The sequence below is a fragment of the Dyadobacter sp. genome, from assembly GCF_039919315.1.
Taxonomy (GTDB): Bacteria; Bacteroidota; Bacteroidia; order Cytophagales; family Spirosomataceae; genus Dyadobacter.
Genome location: NZ_JBDSFX010000083.1, coordinates 1 through 19,080 on the forward strand (window position 1 = coordinate 1; position 19,080 = coordinate 19,080).

At 45.0% G+C, this 19,080-nt stretch carries 12 protein-coding genes and 1 pseudogene; 11 read left to right on the plus strand and 2 right to left on the minus strand.

Going from position 1 to position 19,080, the window contains the following annotated elements; all coding sequences use genetic code 11:
- The 5 genes and pseudogenes from ABIO93_RS22515 to trmB form a co-directional block, all read left to right on the plus strand.
- Positions 1-336 (plus strand): annotated as a pseudogene (locus ABIO93_RS22515) (TonB-dependent receptor); the annotation flags it as partial.
- Positions 337-366: 30 nt separating this feature from the next.
- The gene (locus tag ABIO93_RS22520) at positions 367-1,446 is read left to right on the plus strand and encodes an SPOR domain-containing protein (RefSeq protein WP_348071871.1); all 1,080 of its coding nucleotides are present in this window, start codon (positions 367-369) and stop codon (positions 1,444-1,446) included.
- Between the two features lie 104 nt (positions 1,447-1,550).
- Entirely contained in the window at positions 1,551-2,477 is a 927-nt protein-coding gene (locus ABIO93_RS22525) for a hypothetical protein (protein ID WP_348071873.1), read from the plus strand.
- A gap of 7 nt (positions 2,478-2,484) precedes the next feature.
- Complete coding sequence (locus ABIO93_RS22530; RefSeq protein WP_348071875.1) at positions 2,485-3,783, plus strand: folylpolyglutamate synthase/dihydrofolate synthase family protein; 1,299 nt, start codon at positions 2,485-2,487, stop codon at positions 3,781-3,783.
- Positions 3,784-3,801: 18 nt separating this feature from the next.
- Complete coding sequence (gene trmB, locus ABIO93_RS22535) at positions 3,802-4,461, plus strand: tRNA (guanosine(46)-N7)-methyltransferase TrmB (protein WP_348071877.1); 660 nt, start codon at positions 3,802-3,804, stop codon at positions 4,459-4,461.
- Positions 4,462-4,515: 54 nt separating this feature from the next.
- Here the strand turns inward: trmB and gap are convergent, their stop codons facing one another.
- Positions 4,516-5,529, minus strand: coding sequence for a type I glyceraldehyde-3-phosphate dehydrogenase (gap, locus tag ABIO93_RS22540; RefSeq protein WP_348071880.1), 1,014 nt, complete (start codon positions 5,527-5,529; stop codon positions 4,516-4,518).
- 400 nt (positions 5,530-5,929) lie between these two features.
- On the opposite strand from gap, the gene ABIO93_RS22545 reads away from it, so the two are divergent.
- Together ABIO93_RS22545 and ABIO93_RS22550 are read left to right on the plus strand one after the other, a co-directional pair.
- Entirely contained in the window at positions 5,930-6,745 is an 816-nt protein-coding gene (locus ABIO93_RS22545) for a 2,3,4,5-tetrahydropyridine-2,6-dicarboxylate N-succinyltransferase (RefSeq protein ID WP_348071882.1), read from the plus strand.
- A 221-nt stretch (positions 6,746-6,966) separates the two neighbouring features.
- Positions 6,967-7,353, plus strand: a complete 387-nt coding sequence (locus ABIO93_RS22550) for a helix-turn-helix transcriptional regulator (RefSeq protein ID WP_348071884.1) — start codon at positions 6,967-6,969, stop codon at positions 7,351-7,353.
- 44 nt (positions 7,354-7,397) lie between these two features.
- Here ABIO93_RS22550 and ABIO93_RS22555 read toward each other — a convergent pair whose 3' ends face one another.
- Positions 7,398-9,305, minus strand: a complete 1,908-nt coding sequence (locus ABIO93_RS22555) for a gliding motility-associated C-terminal domain-containing protein (protein WP_348071886.1) — start codon at positions 9,303-9,305, stop codon at positions 7,398-7,400.
- Positions 9,306-9,797: 492 nt separating this feature from the next.
- Here ABIO93_RS22555 and ABIO93_RS22560 point away from each other — a divergent pair, with 492 nt between their 5' ends.
- From ABIO93_RS22560 to ABIO93_RS22575, 4 genes are all read left to right on the plus strand, one after another.
- Positions 9,798-12,956: a TonB-dependent receptor gene (locus ABIO93_RS22560; protein ID WP_348071888.1), complete on the plus strand. Its 3,159-nt coding sequence runs from the start codon at positions 9,798-9,800 to the stop codon at positions 12,954-12,956.
- Between the two features lie 11 nt (positions 12,957-12,967).
- On the plus strand, positions 12,968-14,476 hold the full coding sequence (locus ABIO93_RS22565) for a RagB/SusD family nutrient uptake outer membrane protein (RefSeq protein WP_348071890.1): 1,509 nt from the start codon (positions 12,968-12,970) through the stop codon (positions 14,474-14,476).
- 405 nt (positions 14,477-14,881) lie between these two features.
- Positions 14,882-17,188, plus strand: a complete 2,307-nt coding sequence (locus ABIO93_RS22570) for a DUF1549 domain-containing protein (RefSeq protein ID WP_348072132.1) — start codon at positions 14,882-14,884, stop codon at positions 17,186-17,188.
- Between the two features lie 267 nt (positions 17,189-17,455).
- On the plus strand, positions 17,456-18,883 hold the full coding sequence (locus tag ABIO93_RS22575; RefSeq protein ID WP_348071892.1) for a DUF1501 domain-containing protein: 1,428 nt from the start codon (positions 17,456-17,458) through the stop codon (positions 18,881-18,883).
- Positions 18,884-19,080 lie beyond the last annotated feature (197 nt).

Consider the following 19,080-nt stretch of genomic DNA (forward strand, 5'->3'; position numbering starts at 1 on the left):
AATTACTTCGATTACGCGATGGGTTCAGTAGAGGAAGCCTGGCACCGGCCGGATCTTACATTGAACTGGTTTAATGCCCTAACCATCAGCAAAAAGCTGTTCGTTACCGCAGATTTTTATATGTTGAAAGGAATAAAAGCGAAAAATTTTGAGAGCGGTGTAGTCACCAAATTGCCCGTCATCACGGACCTGAATTTGAAGATTGACTATCTGTTAACCAAGAACTTCTCTGCTTTTGTGGCCCTCAATAACGTATTGGGGAAAAACTATCAGCGTTACCAATACTACCCGCAGCAGGGGTTAAACTTTATTGGAGGATTATCATTTTCTTTTTAACTTCGCTCAGTTAACGTTAAAATACGCTTCATGATCGCAGTTGAAACCGTCATCCGAAAACTCATTGGTGAATACGAATTCGTCATTATACCTGGGTTTGGAGCCTTATTATCTCATCAGGTTCCAGCCATTTATGATAACAATTCCGGGTTCTTTACACCACCGGCCAAACGACTGGCTTTTAATGAGTATTTGAAACTGGATGATGGTCTGCTGGCCAACTACATTTCGCGTCACGAAGAAATAACACATTCAGATGCAGTAGATTACGTTAAAGTTTACACGGATAGGCTGCGTTCGGGATTAGAATTCAATGGTCGTGCGTTGATAGCGGGCATAGGAGAGTTCAACAAGAATGTGGAGGGAAAATTGGTTTTTGAACCGAAAACTGAAAAGTACTTCAAAGATGAATGGTATGGTTTTCAGAAGGTTAAGGTGAAGCAGTTAGAGAAAAAGGCTGTGATTGCCGCGCTTGAAAACAATTACGTGAACGATGATGCTGTTGAAGTACTTGAACTGGAAGAGGAAACAAGGAAACCGTTCAAGTGGACTAATTGGGCTGCGGCGGCTGCCATTGCAGGACTTCTTTGCGGACTGAGCTTGTTTTTGGTTAACTCCAATGGAGGCGATATTCAAAGTACCCTGAACCCGTTCACGGAATTATTCAGCAGCTTTAAAACTGAAAAAGAAGAACCGAAGAAAGAGCCCGAGGCTGTGGTGGTTATTCCTGAAAGCAAGATAGAAATACAGCCGGTATTGAAGGATTCGGTTGCTGGTGAAGCAGTAGCTGAGGTCAAAGATTCTGCTGGTAGCCATGTACCTGAGGTGCTTCCGACTGTAAATGTGCCTGTGGTCACTGGACCAGCGCCAGCCATGGCGAAGTTTTACGTGATTGCAGGAGCGTTCAAAGGATCGAAGCAAGCGAAAATTCTTTTGGCCGAATTAAAAACCAAAGGGTTTACGGAGGCTTCCATTTTACCCGGCGACAAATTCAGCACGAAGGTTAAAGTTGCCATTAATGGATTTGAAACAGAGACAGATGCTTACCGCGCATCGGCCAAATTGAAAGCAGTGATCGGTGAAGCAGGTTGGGTATTTAAGAGAAGATAGTCAAAACAGGAGCATAAACGAAGAGGAGGCACAATGCTTCCTCTTTTTGTTATATACGATTTTTTTTAAATTTACGTTTTCGAAGGGAAATTAACGCTGAAATAATGATTGAATTACAGGCAGAAGACCGTCAGAGAATCGCCGTATCCTGGGCAATGTCCTTCGGTATTACCATTGCCATGCTTGGGCTATTCTTCATCATCCGGTTGACGAGTTCAGTACCCAAAGTGGCACCAATGGAGCTTTTTGTGGAAGTGAATTACGGTACGAGCAAGGTAGGTAAGGGCGATGTGCAGACCTACAACAAGCCAAATAACAGCAAGGTACGCGAAAATATGAAGGCTGACGCGGACGAAGTGAAGAAGGTAAAGTCGGTAGCGACTCCCAAACCTACACCTCCCACACCGCCTAAAATCGAGTCTCCTAAGCCTGCAAAGACGGTAGCTGAGAAACCAGTTATTGCTACCAAAGCTGAAAGCCCGGTGGAAGCTCCTGAAAAGACAGACGTTAAGAAATCAACGGGCGTGGAGAGCTCTTCCGCTCCGGTGAGCAAGCCAGCGCCCGAAAAAGCGATCAATAAGGACGCATTATTTTCTAAATCTTCCGGAAGCAAGTCAGGAAGTAATGGTACGAATGGTACGAAAACAGGTGTTGGAGGCAACAACAATGGCGATGACGCAGAGGGAGTAGGAGACAAAGGTTCAAAAACCGGTAGTCTTTTTGCCAAGACTTATAAAGGTGAAGGAGGCGGTGGCGGCACGGCTGTCGGGCTGAACCTATCCGGTTGGAGCTGGTCAAGAAGACCGGTTGTAGACGATAATTCGGATGCTACCGGGGATATTACATTCAAAATTACCGTTGATAAAAACGGACGTGTAAAGAGTATCGTAACGCAAAGCACAACTGTGACGGACTACGCTGTCGTCAACAAGTACAAGACCGCAGTGAGAGATCTGACATTTATTTCAAAATCCTCCAATGTTCCGGACGAGTCGGTAGGTACCATTACATTTAAAATACGCTCTCGATAAGTTAAGAATGAATTATCAGGAAACATTAGATTACCTGTACAGCAGATTACCTGTTTTTCAGAATATAGGGGCCCGTGCTTTCAAGCCGGGCCTTCATACTACCCAGGAGCTCTGTAAATCCCTTGGAGACCCTCAAAACACGTACCCAACAATCCATGTAGCCGGTACAAATGGAAAAGGAAGTACCTCTCATATGCTCGCGGCCATTCTTCAGGAAGCGGGTTACAAGGTAGGATTATATACATCACCTCATTTAAAGGACTTTAGAGAAAGAATCCGAGTAGATGGCGTGCCTGTAAGCGAAGATTTCATCATTCAATTTACCGATGGTCAAAAATCTAACATTGATAGATTAAATCCTTCTTTCTTTGAAGTGACTGTTGTAATGGCATTTTCATACTTTTCGGAGTGCGATGTGGATATAGCAGTGATCGAGGTAGGGATGGGCGGGAGGCTTGATTCGACGAATGTGATCACGCCTGTTCTTTCGGTCATCACCAACATCAGTATGGACCATACGCAGTATTTGGGGGACACACTTGGGCTGATTGCATCAGAAAAAGCTGGTATAATAAAGCCAGAGGTTCCAGTAGTTGTGAGCGAGTATCAGGATGAGGAGATCACTCAGGTGCTACTGGAAACGGCCAAAGAGGCGAATGCTCCTATTATTTTCGGTTCTAAGAAATATGATATAGGGAATGCAGGAGTGGAAGCAGGAAAACTATTACTGAATGTTAGTGAGGTAAGTGGTTCAAAACCAAGCCGCGAGCTACGTTTAGACCTGACCGGTTCGTATCAGTTGCATAACCTGGGCGGAGTGCTGGCAGCGGTGGATATTTTAAATGAAAAAGGCTGGAAGATTGAGGATGGAGCGATTCGTGGTGCTTTGGAATCGGTTGTTAAACTGACCGGGCTGAAAGGTCGCTGGCAGCAGCTTGGTATAAACCCACTCATTTATTGCGATACAGCCCATAACACTGCCGGACTTACGGAGACCATTCGTCAATTTGCGGGTATTTCAGAGGGGCGTCAGCGATTTGTCATAGGTTTTGTCGGTGATAAGGACATTACAACGATGTTGGGTTTGTTTCCTGCCGATGCTGAATATTACTTTTGCCAACCGTCCAATATGAGAGCTCTAAATGCAGCAGAACTGAGATCTATGGCTCTGGGATATGGGTTGCTGGGTGAAAGTTATCATAATGTGAATGACGCCTTGAAACAGGCAATTTTGGAATCGGGGCCGGAAGATGCCATCTACGTAGGTGGAAGCACATTTGTGGTAGCGGATCTCGAACAGTTATAGTTGATATTTTATTTAGGAATGGCAAGGAAGAAATTACATCATTACGAATTTAGTGCGAAGGCAGACAATGTGATCGAGGCGGGTAAGACCTTGTATACAGAAGTGAAAGGCCGCTGGAACCAGTTGTATTTTAATAACGAAAACCCGATAGTTGTGGAGCTGGCCTGCGGAAAAGGGGAGTATACGGTGGGATTGGGTAAGGTGTTTCCTGACAAAAACTTTATCGGTATGGACATCAAGGGTGACCGGATCGCGAGAGGAAGCCTGATGGCCATGGAGCAAAACCTGCAAAATGTCGCTTTTTTGAGGGCCGGCATTCAGTATTCTGAAGAGTTTTTTGATAAAGGCGAGTTAAGCGAAATTTGGCTTATCCATCCGGATCCGCAGGTGCGAGAGCGGGATGAAAACAAAAGGCTCACAAATCCTGGTTTTCTAGGGAGATATGCAGATTATCTGCGCAAGGACGGTTTATTTTGCTTGAAAACGGACAGCTCGTTCCTATATGATTACAGTCTGGAAACAATAAGCCAGTCGGGACGTTACAAAGTCCTGGAACATACCGACGATCTTTATACGTCTCATTTGTTGGACGAGCACTTTGGAGTGAAAACACATTACGAGAGTATTTTTACAGCAAAAGGACATACGATCAAATACTTTAAAGCACAGGTTATATAACAAAAGGCCCGTTTTATCAATTGACAAAACGGGCCTTTCTGTATTTGGGACTTACTATTTTGCGATAAGACCTGCGAAATAGTAAACTGTTCTTACCAATTGAGATACGTATGACATCTCGTTGTCGTACCAGCTAACTGTTCTAACGATTTGAGTACCGCCTACTTTCTGAACTCTTGTTTGGGTTGCGTCAAATAATGAACCGTAGCTGATACCAATGATGTCGCTGCTTACGATTTCATCTTCTGTGTAGCCAAAGCTTTCGTTAGAAGCAGCTTTCATGGCAGCATTGATTTCTTCGATACTGGTTTCTTTACCCAAAATAACTGTTAACTCAGTCAATGAGCCAGTAAGTGTTGGTACACGCTGAGCAGAACCGTCCAGTTTACCTTTCAATGAAGGAAGAACCAATCCGATTGCTTTTGCAGCACCTGTACTGTTAGGAACAATGTTCTGTGCGGCAGCTCTCGCTCTTCTCAAATCTCCTTTTGGATGTGGAGAGTCCTGTGTATTCTGATCGTTAGTATAAGCGTGGATGGTAGTCATCAGACCATTTACGATGCCAAATTTCTCTTCCAATACCTGCGCCATTGGAGCAAGGCAGTTGGTTGTACATGAGGCGCCGCTGATAATCGTTTCGGTACCGTCCAGAATGTCATGGTTAACATTGAAAACGATCGTTTTAAGATCACCGGTAGCAGGAGCGGAGATAACAACTTTTTTCGCACCAGCTTTGATGTGTGCGCTGGCTGATTCCTGGCTGGTGAAAAAACCAGTACATTCCAGAACAACGTCTACATCATGCGAGCCCCAGGGAATTTGAGCAGGGTCACGTTGTGCATATATCACGATATTTTCACCATTAACAACTACTGAATTGTCAGTTGATTTAACGTCAGCATCGAAACGGCCTTGTGCAGTATCATATTTAAGCAGGTGTGCTAATACTTTTGGACTGGTCAGATCATTGATGGCAACGATATCGATACCTTCCATGTTGTAAATCTGACGGTAAACAAGGCGACCGATGCGGCCAAATCCATTGATTGCAACTTTAACTTTAGACATATCTTGATTGATTGGTTATTTCAGGCACAATATTAATAAAAATGCACGCGGTTTTAAAGAAATCAGGTAAAAATACAGTTATAAGCTGTCAAACTAGAATAACTACTTATATTAGTAATTTTTGATCAAAATACTAAATTCAATGGATTTTTTGGTTTTGTTTTTACTAATATAAGTAGTTTTATTCTTTTAGTTTATGTTCTTGTATGTCGTCAACCTTATCTATATTTGCTTTCAGCTAGATGATACTTCAGTCTTACTCCAACCATTATAGACAATAGCAGGGTTGATAACATATCTGATTTATTACATCTAAATCGCATTAATAAATTTTTTGTTAATTCTATAACTAACTGAAAATAAGAGAGTTAAATATATCTAATTAATCAATTACTTAAACATGAGTTTCGCAGATCAAATAGAATCTTACTGGACAAACCGGGAACTTTTAAAAGAAGAGTCAGCCAAAAACTTCATCAAAGATATTATAGAAGAAGTAGATAAAGGCAGGATTCGCGTAGCAGAACCACAGGAAGACGGTACCTGGTTAGTGAACGAAGCGCTAAAAAAAGCAATCATTCTTTACTTCCCAATTCAACAAATGCAAATTAGCGAAGTTGGCATTTTTGAATACCACGATAAAATGAAGCTAAAAACCGGCTACGACAAGCTAGGGGTTAGGGTAGTGCCACCAGCGGTAGCAAGATATGGTGCATATATTTCAAAAGGAGTTGTATTAATGCCTTCCTACGTTAACATAGGTGCATATATAGATGAAGGGACCATGGTAGACACCTGGGCAACGGTAGGGAGTTGTGCGCAGATTGGTAAGAACGTTCACCTTAGTGGTGGAGTAGGGATTGGCGGCGTACTGGAACCTGTGCAGGCGTCCCCTGTTATCATTGAAGATGGCGCTTTCATCGGATCCCGCTGTATCGTTGTAGAAGGTGCTCACATTGGAAAAAGAGCTGTTTTAGGTGCTGGTGTGACGATTACAGGTAGTTCGAAGATCATTGATGTAACAGGAAGCGAGCCAGTAGAGTACAAAGGTTTTGTACCGGCCGACTCAGTGGTTATCCCAGGAACATTACCCAAAGTATTTGCTGCCGGTACTTATAACGTTCCCTGTGCACTAATCATTGGTAAGAGAAAACCTAGTACCGATCTGAAAACCTCACTGAACGAAGCATTAAGAGAAAATCACGTAGCGGTTTAGAAAAGTAAATCATATGAAATGTAAAAAAGCGGTACCGTGTGCCGCTTTTTTTGTTTTAGAGCCAAAATTCTGCATAAATATAGATATTTACATTGTTGAATTATCATATAGCTTAGATAATTAACATTAGTAAACTAACATTTGGTTACTTTTATAAACATCTTATTTGTTTACTTATCTACATTATTGTTATATTTGTAAACACAGTGACAATATGCTTTATGGATTTAAGTGAGAAAATTAAACAGATTCTGATTAACAAAAATATCAGCCCATCGCTATTCGCAGATGAAATTGGTATCCAGCGTTCCAGCATGTCTCACATACTGGCTGGGAGAAATAAGCCAAGCCTTGACATTGTACAGAAAATTGTCAAGCGTTACCCTGAGCTTGGGCTATCCTGGATATTGGACGATGAACCATTGCCTGCTCCGATTTTGGCCGCTCCGACCGCCTCTTCAGAATCGCGCCAAAAAAATGTTATGGTCGCCAGTACGGTACAGGAAAATGTCGCGAAACAAAAACCGGAGCCTAAGCCGGAGAAGCGGGTCGATAAGATACTGATTTTTTATTCAGACGGGACTTTTCAGGAGTTCAAACAGGCTTGATTAACGATGTTAACTAATTTGTAATCATTCAGCTAATTGCCTGATTACTTCAAAAGCGTAATTGTGCCCTTCACATCCTGCTCTGCAGTTTTGATGATATATGGATAGCTCCCGGGAGGAACCGGTTCGTTTTGATATGTTCCGTCCCATGGTATGTCATATCCGGCAGAATTGAAGATGACCTGTCCCCAACGATTATAGATTCGCATCTCCACAATCTGGTCTTTGGAGTTATATATCTCGAATGTGTCATTGACGCCGTCGCGATTAGGAGAGAATGCGGTTGGAATGTGCATCTTGTCGATCACAAATACCAGCACGCTCGCCTCGGCCACACATCCATTTTCCGACTGGACGGTCAATTTATATTCCGTCTCCACCATCGGCTGAACCGTTGCATCCATTTGATCAGCTGCGGATACCAGGCCCTGCGGTGGTGACCATTGATAAGCATAAGTCCCTGTCAGCGGGAATATTACCGGTTTCAGGATAGTTCTCGAGCCTTCAACTACTCCTTTTTTCTCGGGAAGCGCAATGGACAACGATTCCTTGCTGACTATAATCGTGTCCTGGCCACTGCATCCTTTCACTTCATTGGTGATTCGCAAGATATAAGTTCCGGCTTCATCGATCGGCAATGTGGGAGAGGTGGCTGCCAGAACAACATTATTCTTGCTCCATTGAACAGCCTGGCTGGTGGTAACATTGCCTCCATTCGCAAGAAGATCTATCGATTCTCCCTCACAAATAACCTCCTTGATCGCTGAAATCACAGCATTGATCGGTGGGGCGAAACGAACATTTACTATAAGTGAACTGGTGTCTCTTGAACATTTGCTGGTGTAGCTCTTCACAACAGCGTACCGCCCGGAGTCCTTCACCATGATACTTGCATTCACCTCGCCCGGAATGTTTGACCCATTCAATTGCCACTGGTACGCCCAGTCGGCTGAGCTTTCGGTTTTCAGTTCAATAGGACTTTCGGGACAAAACGATACGTCGGAAACCACCTGTTCTTCGAGTTTGATAACCGGCTGCTGGGGAAGATCGTCGTTGCAATCGATAACTAGCAACTGAAAATCCCGCCTGATCGACCCGATTTTTTTTCCATTCCGGTACTCTTCGCATTGAATTGCAAATACATACAGACCAATGCGATTGGCATTAACCGTGAGCTGGCCTGTGCTACTAACTTTCAAAGGGCTGGTACCCGGTATCACATTGCCCAAAGAAATGCCCGGCGCCCAGGTAACAAGAGGGTAACTACTTTTAAAAACGTCAGTGCCGTATGGCTGGTTTGGATTAGTAGTACCGCGCATAGGCGTCACCAGCGAGTACCTGAGCTCGTCGCCATCTGCGTCCGTGGCAGCCATACTCATCGAAAATGGTCTGTTGCTACAAATGTACTGGCCATTGGGAGCAACGAATTCTGGTGAAGAATTGGTGACACTTACCGGAGGAAATTCCAGATAAAACACCATTCCATTGTCTCCCGGCTGGGTGATATTGTTGATGTCGTCGTTGCGGCAGCAGCGCTCCCATGCAATGTAATAACCTTCCGGATCGCTGTACCGCTGCGAAGTCAGTGAAACTGTTCCTCTATATATGCCAATAATAGTGCTTAGTGAGCGACTACTGGCACAAGCCTTGTTTTGGTAACTGATCGCCTCGGACCTGATGTAATCCACTGTGATCTGTTGGACAAGGCTGTTGTTCTTTTTGCGATAGATGAAAAGGTCTGCCTTGGAATCTCTGTTTCCGGCCGTGTTCGGGGTAGGGATAATCAGGTTTTTTTGATCCCAAAATTGGAGCAGCGTGATTTCAAAAGTGCCTGCGCCGCCCTTGCGCTGCATTTGAAGTTCCCCACCAACGATATGGTTCGCGGTAACATACAGCGTAAATCCAAATAACAGCGATAGAATAAGTGCTATACGTCGTAAAAAATTCTTCATTGGCTAAATGGCTGGCATTCTTGCACATGCTATAAAATTAATCATTCCTGTTACAAATGCCGGATTATGTTTTCAAAAACTTTGTATGAAGCAAAAGTTAAACAAAATGTGTCTTACATACAATTTTCTCCTTTTACCGGACACAGCAGGACAGTCTGATTTACAAATACGTATACTTTGCCATTATTAAACAATTCAAATCAAAAATTGTACTAATTGAGCAATTCGGTTTTTTGCATATCAATGTTGATATCATAATTAATTACAAATCAACAGCTTATAAAATTAGTATTCAACTAGGTCCTTTTTCTCATGTTTCACCTAAACGCAGTGTATATGGCCCAATAAACAGCAGGCATTGACCCATTAATTCAGTTGTATCACATTTTCAACTACACAATTCCTAAGCTTATGAATCAATCTCGACCATTGAAATTCAGCACCAGCTTGCGATCATTTGGAAAAATAATGCTCGGCCAAGTGTGCTTAACTATGTCAATCGCCACTCTAGCCCAGGCGGAGACAGTCAAACATCTATTACACGATCCGGTAACAATTATTATAGACCGGGCCATTAAAGGAAAAGTTAATGACGACAAAGGACTGGCGCTGCCCGGAGTAAGCGTTGTTCTCAAAGGATCCAGTACCGGAACCGTTACCGACTCGGAAGGTTCTTACACGCTGAACATTCCCGAAGCAGGTACTAATATTTTGGTTTTCTCTTTCGTCGGGTACGTACCAAAAGAGGTTACAGTGGGAAATCAGACTTCTCTGAATATCGAACTGGCCGTGGATACCAAAGCATTGGAAGAGGTTGTGGTGGTAGGATATGGTACCCAGCGCAAGCGCGATATCACCTCCGCCGTTTCCGTTATTAATATTGATGATATTGGTGAAGTTCCTAAATCCAATGTGACCCGTATGATCCAGGGACAAGCACCCGGTGTGATCATCAAGCAAAAAAGCGGAACACCCGGTCAGCAGTTTGAAGTGAAAGTGCGTGGTATCAGCTCGCTGGGTGCAGGTAGCGATCCACTGTACGTAATCGATGGTTTTCCGGTCGGAATTTCAGTTGGACAAAACCTGAACCCGAATGATATTGAAACGATTTCAGTACTGAAAGATGCAGCTTCGACAGCGATCTACGGTGCCCGCGGATCAAATGGTGTGGTTTTGATCACTACCAAATCGGCGAAAGAAGGTAAGACAAGCCTGAATATTTCCTTCGATTATGGTGTGCAGAATATTCCGGAATCCAGAAAAACCAAAGTTTTGAATGGCCCCGATTTCGCACAGTTTTTGAGGGAAGTCTATATCGGCAGGTTTTTGATTAATCCAAAATACATGAGGCTGCCTACCGAAGAAGAGATACCCATCGATTTCCGTAATCCTAAGGATACCAAGTATTCCACCAACTGGTTTGACCTCATCCTGCACAACAATGCGCCTTACAAGGATGTGAATTTGACATTATCTTCCGGAAAAGGCCCGATAAAATCTGTGGTTTCAATGGGATACTATAAAGAAGACGGCTCGCTTCAATACACCGGCTATGACCGTGCTTCAGTACGTACCAATCTATTTGGTGAGGTTAACAAGTTTATCAGTATGGGTATGAATGTAGCTGGTAGCTATTCCAGGTCCAATCTGGCCAGTACGGATGGCCGTAGCGCGTTGGTAGGGTTAACGCTGATCAGCGACCCGCGCCGCCCTGCTTATGATGAAAAAGGGGAACTGATCCCTTACCATAATGGTGTGGGCGATATTTTCGGTTTTCCAAATCCATTATATGTTCTTAAAACAGTAAAACGGAACCGGAACATTGCCGACGTGCTCGCTAACGGATACATTGAACTGAACATTGCGCCTGGCCTGAAATTCCGGTCGTCGGTCAATGCGAAGATCAATTACAACACCTATAAGGAATTTGTACCGTCGACCATCGGGAATGCGATTGCTACTGGTAGCAACGGAGCGCCTCCGCGGATCGCTACAGAAAGGGACGATTCGGAAGAGCTGCGCAACTATGCGGCTGACCAGCTGCTGACCTATAACCGTAACATTGGCGAAGATCACCATTTTGACGCCATGCTCGGCTATTCTGCTCAGCAGGAAACCGTGAAAGGTCTGTATGGTTCAGCGAATACTTTTCCTGACGATTTAGCCCCATACCTGGGCAATGCGACCATTCGGTCATCCAACTCGATCGAAAGAAAATGGACGATGATCGCTTATCTGGCCAGACTTAACTATTCGTTTAAAGATAAGTACCTGCTTTCTGCGACTTATCGGAGAGAAGGTAGTTCCAGGTTCAGTGAAGGTCACCAGTTCGGTAATTTCCCTGCCGCATCTATTGGATGGAGGCTTTCCGAAGAACCATTCATTCCAAAGGCAGCCTGGCTTACGGATTTGAAACTAAGAGCCAGCTGGGGTATGACGGGTAATAACAGTTACTCAGTAAGCGCCAACAATAACTTTGGTATCGGCCAGAATGCTGGTGACGATGGTAACTATGCAAGTTTGTCTTTCCTGGGTCTCAATAATTATGTGTTCAACAACACGTTGGCCCCTGGAAAAGTAGTAACCCGCTACGCCAACTCGGAGCTGACATGGGAAAAATCAAACCAGACTGACATTGGTTTTGATCTTTCGACATTCAATAACAAACTGGTCTTCACATTTGAATACTATAAGAAGATCACCGACGATATGTTACTTCCTTACAGCATTCCAGCCGTGTCAGGATTTACGTCTACATTGAAAAACCTAGGCAAAGTTCAGAATCAGGGTGTCGAACTGGCGGTTCAGTATCGTATCAAAGTGGGCCAGGTTAATTTGCGGACCAATGCGAACATTACAATCAACCGTAATAAGGTACTCGCGATCCGTGGCCAGAATGATTTCATTTTGCAGGGAAGCCAGTATGGTGGATATAACATTCAGCAGGTGGGTAGGCCGATCGGGATGATTTTCGGTTATAAAAAACTGGGTATCTTCAATACCAAAGAAGAAATCGCCGCAGCTCCCTTGCAAGAAGGAGCCGTACCTGGTGCAATGAAATTTGCCGATTTGCACGGTGCAGCCGACGGAGGGCCGGATGGGATCGTTTCTTACGATACCAAGGACATGACCGAAATCGGTAACCCGAACCCTAAATTCAACTGGGCATGGAATGTGGGTGCAGACTATAAAAAATTCGATATCAGCGTATTACTGATGGGAGCCTACAAATTTGACGTGTACCGGAACATTGAAGCCTCGACTATGAATATGGACGGCGTGTTTAACGTATTGGAAAAAGCCAAAGATCGTTGGAGATCACCTGAAAATCCGGGATCCAATCCAGGCAGCAAAAATTCCCAGGGAGGAACAGACTATTTCAAATGGTCACGCGAGAGCAGCGAGCGTTACGTGTATGACGGTACCCACATGTGGATCAAAAATGTAACGATCGGCTACACACTTCCAAAGATTGATGGAGTCCTTTCTGATGCAAGGATCTTCATTAATGCAGCTAACTTGCTGATCGTCACCAAATATCCAGGCAACAACCCCGATGCTGGTGTCAGGGGCGGAACTGAACTTAACAATGACGACGAGTCATATCCTGTTCCGAGAACCTTTTCTGCTGGTATAAAAGTTAACTTCTAAATCTGACGGAAATGAAAAATATAACCGCAATAGGAATAATCGTTTTGGGGCTGCTGCAATCATCGTGCAGCGAAGATTTCCTCAACCAGTCCGATCCAACCAAAGTAGGTGTAGACCTGTTTTACAAGAATGAAGCCCAGGTTAAGCAGGCATTGAATGGCGTCTACGGGGCTGTTCAGAACCTTAACAATGGCGCTTACATTTTCGGAGAGTTTCAAACTGACAACACGACGGTGGATCTAAACCCCTCCGATCGTGGGGGTGCCGGGGGTTGGGAAGCATTCGAATATTCGACCGTCAATTCAGGGAATGGTGAGATCGCGACATTATGGAACAGCTATTACGCCGCGCTGTACAATGCGAATCTGACATTGGAAAAACTCGCAGATGCGACTGTTGACGAAGCGCAAAAAAAAGAAGTAGAAGGTCAACTCAAATTTCTGAGGGCTTACATGTTCTTTAACCTCGTCCAGTACTTTGGCGATGTCGTGATCGTAACCTCCACATTTGCTACACCTGATGCCGCATTTGATCTGGTACGGTCTCCGCAGGCGGAAGTTTGGGCACAGATCGAGAAAGACCTGAAAGAGGCCGCGGCTCTGCTGCCTGCCAAGTATACCAATGCTGCTGACAAGGGCCGGGCAACCAAAGGAGCTGCATTGAGTCTGCTTGGAAAGACCTACCTGACCAATAAGAAATACGCCGAAGCCGTTACCACATTAAAAGAGGTAACAACACTCGGATATGCGCTCAATGCGAACTATGCCGACAATTTTGAACCCTCGCCTGCCAAAAAGAATGGCGTTGAATCAATTTTTGAAATTCAGTACCAGGGTGACAATGACCTCGGCGAATGGAGCAATTTTGAATATGTCTTTGCGCCGCGGGTTTCCAAAGGTGCGGTAACAGGATATGCGGCGGGAGCCAACGGCGGTAGAAATGCGCCTACCAACGATATCATGGCTGCTTATGAGAAAGGTGATCTGCGTAAAGACATTTCTCTGAAACCCGACTTCACATTAGACGGCAAGCTGTACCCAGTTCCTTACGTTAACAAGTACAACTATGCGCACACGATCGTGAACCGTACCAATACCAACTGGCCGATCCTGCGCTATGCCGATGTGCTGCTGATGCTGGCGGAAGCTACTAACGAGCAAACGGGCCCGACAGCGGAAGCGCTGGATTATGTCAATCAGATCCGCAAACGGGCAGGTCTGGCTAACATTGCACTGCCTGGCAAAGTTGAGTTCAGAGCGGCGATCCTGAAAGAGCGCAGATTGGAGCTGGCATTTGAAAACCACCGCTGGTTTGATCTGAAAAGAACCAAAACACCTGCGGAATGGGCTGCTTTCATGAATGCGCACGGCCTGGCAGAACGCGCCAAGCCTACGATTGACCGCGGTGCTGTGCCCTTTAACTCTACGGATTACGTGTATGCAGAAAACGAATATTTTCTACCCATACCCGCACCGCAGATCCTGATCAATAGCAAGTTAACGCAGAACCCAGGTTATTGACAGGTTAAATTGAATTACCAAGTTGAACACCCCGTAAGGAGGAGCATTGATATATATGCTTCTCCTTATAAAATTTATAACTTAACGATTAGACAATTCGTTACTATACTAATGATGTATTTGCTAATGTGTCTGCCAAGAAATCTTTCTACATTGTTTTGCTATAAAACTACTTCTGATTCGTTCCCTGGCAATATCCTCACTGATCCCGGAAATTTTCAAGAAAATCCTGAAAAACAAATAACCCTGAAACCAAGACACAGCAGGACAGTAGGCTCTCACATTCATTTTAGTATTGTAAAATAGATTCGCATAACGCTACCTTAAACTCCTTAACCACTAATCATTTATATTGTGTTACTCCAAGCAACTGAAACTTTCTGGCTTTGGCAATTTTTAGGTCGACTGCATCCCTTATTGGTCCATTTTCCAATCGGGCTTCTGCTGGTCGCATTGTTATTTGAATTAATCGACTGGAAACGTAAATCGACCGGTTTACGCGACGCTACCAAAATACTTACCTGGGTAGGTGCCGGCAGTGCCGTGTTCGCCGTCACATTTGGCTTGCTGCTTGCCAGTGCCGAAGACGCAAGCGGCGACAGCCTGGAAATACACCGCTGGGCAGGAATTGCGACCATGACACTGGCGATCCTCGCTACATTATCCCTTCGTTCAGATAACCGCAGCCTTTATCGTGGGTTATTGCTGGTAACTGTTTTCGGCGTATCGCTGGCGGGACATTATGGCGCCATGCTCACCCACGGCGACGACTACCTCACCAGCGTGCTTCCATCGTCTGGTGAAACAAAGCCGGAAGGTGCCGATGAGCCGGATTTTGTATTAACCAACAACGGTGCATTGAATCCTCAGCAGGTTCAGGACCTGAATGTAGAAGTCAGGACCATTCTTGCGCATAACTGTTACAGCTGCCACAGTGAAACCAAAACCAAAGGGGAATTGAGGCTGGACAGCAAGGAAGCCATTATGAAAGGTGGCGAAGATGGTGTGGTCGTTATTCCAAACCATCCGGATAAAAGTGAGATGATCCGCAGGATATCACTCCCGAAAGGCCACAAGGAAGCGATGCCGACCAAAGGCAAAAGACTCACTGAAAGAGAAGTCAAAATACTAAAATTCTGGATCGAAAAAGGCGCACTCTGGCCTGATGGGAAAGAGAAAAGCATTTATCGCGTGGCAGAACTCGCTCCCCGTACACCCGCAGTACCTGCGCCAACGGGTGATCTTGTTAAGCCCGTCGATCTGTTTGTCAATGCCTATTTCAAAAAAAACAAATTGGAGTGGAAACCAGCGGTAAACGATCGCATTTACGTACGAAGAGTATATCTGGACATTATCGGACTAATACCGACTCCTGAACAGGTTGAGAAATTTGTGGCTGATACCCGTCCCGACAAAAGAGAAATATTAGCCAAAGAGCTCCTGTCCCGTAATGATGATTATGCGCAGCATTGGATGTCGTTCTGGAATGATGCACTTAGAAACGACTACTCCGGTACCGGCTACATTACCGGCGGAAGGTTTGACATTACCAAATGGCTTTACACTTCCCTGGAACAGAACAAACCTTATAACTGGTTTGTAAAAGAGCTGATCAGCCCTACCAAAGAATCAGAAGGATTTATCAAGGGAATCAAGTGGCGGGGGACGATCAATTCCAGCCAGCGTACCGAAATGCAGGCAGCACAAAATGTGTCGCAGGTTTTTCTGGGACTTAACTTGAAATGTGCCTCCTGCCACGACAGCTTCATCAGCGACTGGAAACTGGCCGACTCTTATGCATTCGCGAACATATTCGCCGATACACTTTTGGAGATCAATCGCTGCGATAAACCGACAGGTAAAATTGCAGGTACCAAAATGCTATTCCCGGAATTGGGCGAGATCAGTGTCGATGCCAGTACAGAGAAACGTCTGCGGCAATTGGCCGATTTTCTGGTACAACCCAAGGACGGCCGTTTGTACCGCACGGTCGTGAACAGGGTGTGGGCGCAGCTACTAGGCCGTGGCATTGTAGAACCTGTTGACATGATGGACAACATGCCATGGAGCGAGGACCTGCTCGACTGGATGGCTTCGGATTTTGTTACAAACGGTTATGACATGAAAAAACTCATTTTCACCATTGTTACTTCCAAAACATATCAGTTGCCTACGTCCTCGGTGAAAGAGGCGAGCGACATCATGGCCAATGATTACAAGTTCACCGGAATGGTCAGGAGACGGCTTACCGCCGAGCAGTTTTCGGATGCGATCAGTTCCGCATTCAATCCAATGTATGCCGACTCGCTCGTGGTATACAAGCGTCTGCCGGAAAACTTCAAGACCCGCCTCCCGTTTGCACGCGCAGCATTTGTACAGAACGATCCGTTCCTTACTTCATTGGGCCGACCAAATCGCGAAACCGTGAGTACCAGCCGAACTTCTCAAGCCAACTTGTTGCAGGCATTGGAATTGACGAATGGGAATAAGTTTACGGAAAATCTCAAAGCAGGTTCTAAAAAGTGGCGTACCAAATATCCGACATCAGATTCGCTGGTCACAGAACTTTACAGGCAAGCACTGGGCCGGAGGCCGATGCCGAAGGAGCTGGCAGCGGCTGTTAAAATCCTGGGACCAAGCCCGAGTGAAGAGAGCATTCAGGACCTGGTTTGGGCGATCGCGCTTGTGCCGGAGTTCCAGCTTATTTATTGAATGAGTGAATAATGATTGAATGATTGAATGATTGAATGATTGAATGATTGAATGACTTAATGAATGAATGATACTTTTTGAATGTATATAAAGTATTAAAAGGTAACTACAAATAAAAAAATTTGATATATAATGAAGGGCAGTTAACTGTTATATTTTTTATAAATATTAAAAGTATTAAAAGTATATAACCAAGCATTGATAGCTAAAGGCTAACAGCCATTTCAACCAAGCAACTATAAATCAGCATTTTAAAATATTAATAAAATGAATACCCAATGGAATAGGAGAGAGTTTTTGCAACATGCGAGCGCCGCAACCATGGCAGCACTCGCCGCAGGAGCTCCGTTATCAAGTCTGCTTTCATCCTGTAAAGGGAAATCCGGCGCGAACTCTTCGGCGGATACAGTGATATTATTATGGATGGCAGGTGGTATGGCGCATACCGAAACCTTCGACCCAAAGCTCTACACACCATTCGAAAAGGATATGGAGGGTAACCGGGTTTTGAGTACTTTCAAATCATTGCCGACTGCACTGGACGGCATCCACTTTTCTGACGGGCTGCAATCCATTGGTAAGGTAATGGACAAAGGAACGCTGATCCGGTCTTACGTGGCAGCTGATATGGGACACATTCTGCATTCGCGACACCAGTACCATTGGCATACCTGCTACGAACCACCGCAAACCGTGGCGGCGCCGCATTTAGGATCCTGGATCGCTAAGGAACTCGGCCCTAAAAATCCGGTTATCCCTGCTTTCATTGACATTGGCCAGCGGTTCACGGTCGGTGAGGCGGAAGAGTTGAAAGCATTTCACACGGCCGGTTTCCTCGGCAATGAATTTGGCCCATTCTTTATCCCGGATCCCAGCCAGGGACTGGAAAGTGTTCGTCCGCCGGTAGGAATGGATGCGAAAAGATTCGAAAGAAGAAACCAGCTTTACAACGAACTCATTAATAATAGTCCGGTGGGAGAGTTTGGCAGCGACTACCAGCGCGAGTCATTGAAACGGTCGATGGAGCAGGCATATTCATTGCTCAATTCACCCGAATCCAAGGCATTTGACCTCAGTACTGAACCGAAGGAAAGCTACGATACCTATAATACCGGCAAATTCGGCCTCGGCTGTTTACTCGCGCGCCGGCTCACCGAGCAGGGCGCCAGGTTCATCAGCGTCACTACCGAATATGAACCATTCAAAGGCTGGGATACGCATGAAAACGGGCATACCAGGCTGGAAGAAATGAAAAAGCAGATTGACGGGCCGATCGCACAATTGATCAAAGATCTGGATCAAAAAGGCCTGCTGGATCGCACAATGGTGGTTTTGGCCAGTGAATTCAGCCGGGATATGATGGTGGAAGGGCGACCGGACGCGAAAGTGAAAGAGCAGGTGAGCCAGCCAGACATTCTTTCGGACCTGAAATTTTACGGAATGCACCGCCATTTTACCGACGGCTGCTCGATGCTGATGTTCGGTGGCGGGATCAAAAAAGGCTTCGTATATGGTAAAACCGCAGACGAGCGCCCATGCAAAACCATTGAAAAACCTGTCAAAATAGATGGCATTCACCAGACGATTTACCACGCATTGGGCATAGCTCCCGATACGCAATACGAAATAGAAAAGCGCCCATTTTACACAACCCCGGACGGCAAAGGCCAGGCTGTGATGGAGTTGCTAACTTAGAAATAGGTATTATTTCGACCTTAAAGCATTCGGGAACGATACCGGATGCTTTTTTTATGGGTTATGTCCTAAAAACTCATGCAAATTAAATATTAGTTAAAACCAGACAGAGCAGGACAGTCAACTCTATCAATCCTTCTACTATTGCATAAATATTACTTTAAGAATGAAAACTTGTTCTTTGCGGACATACTATA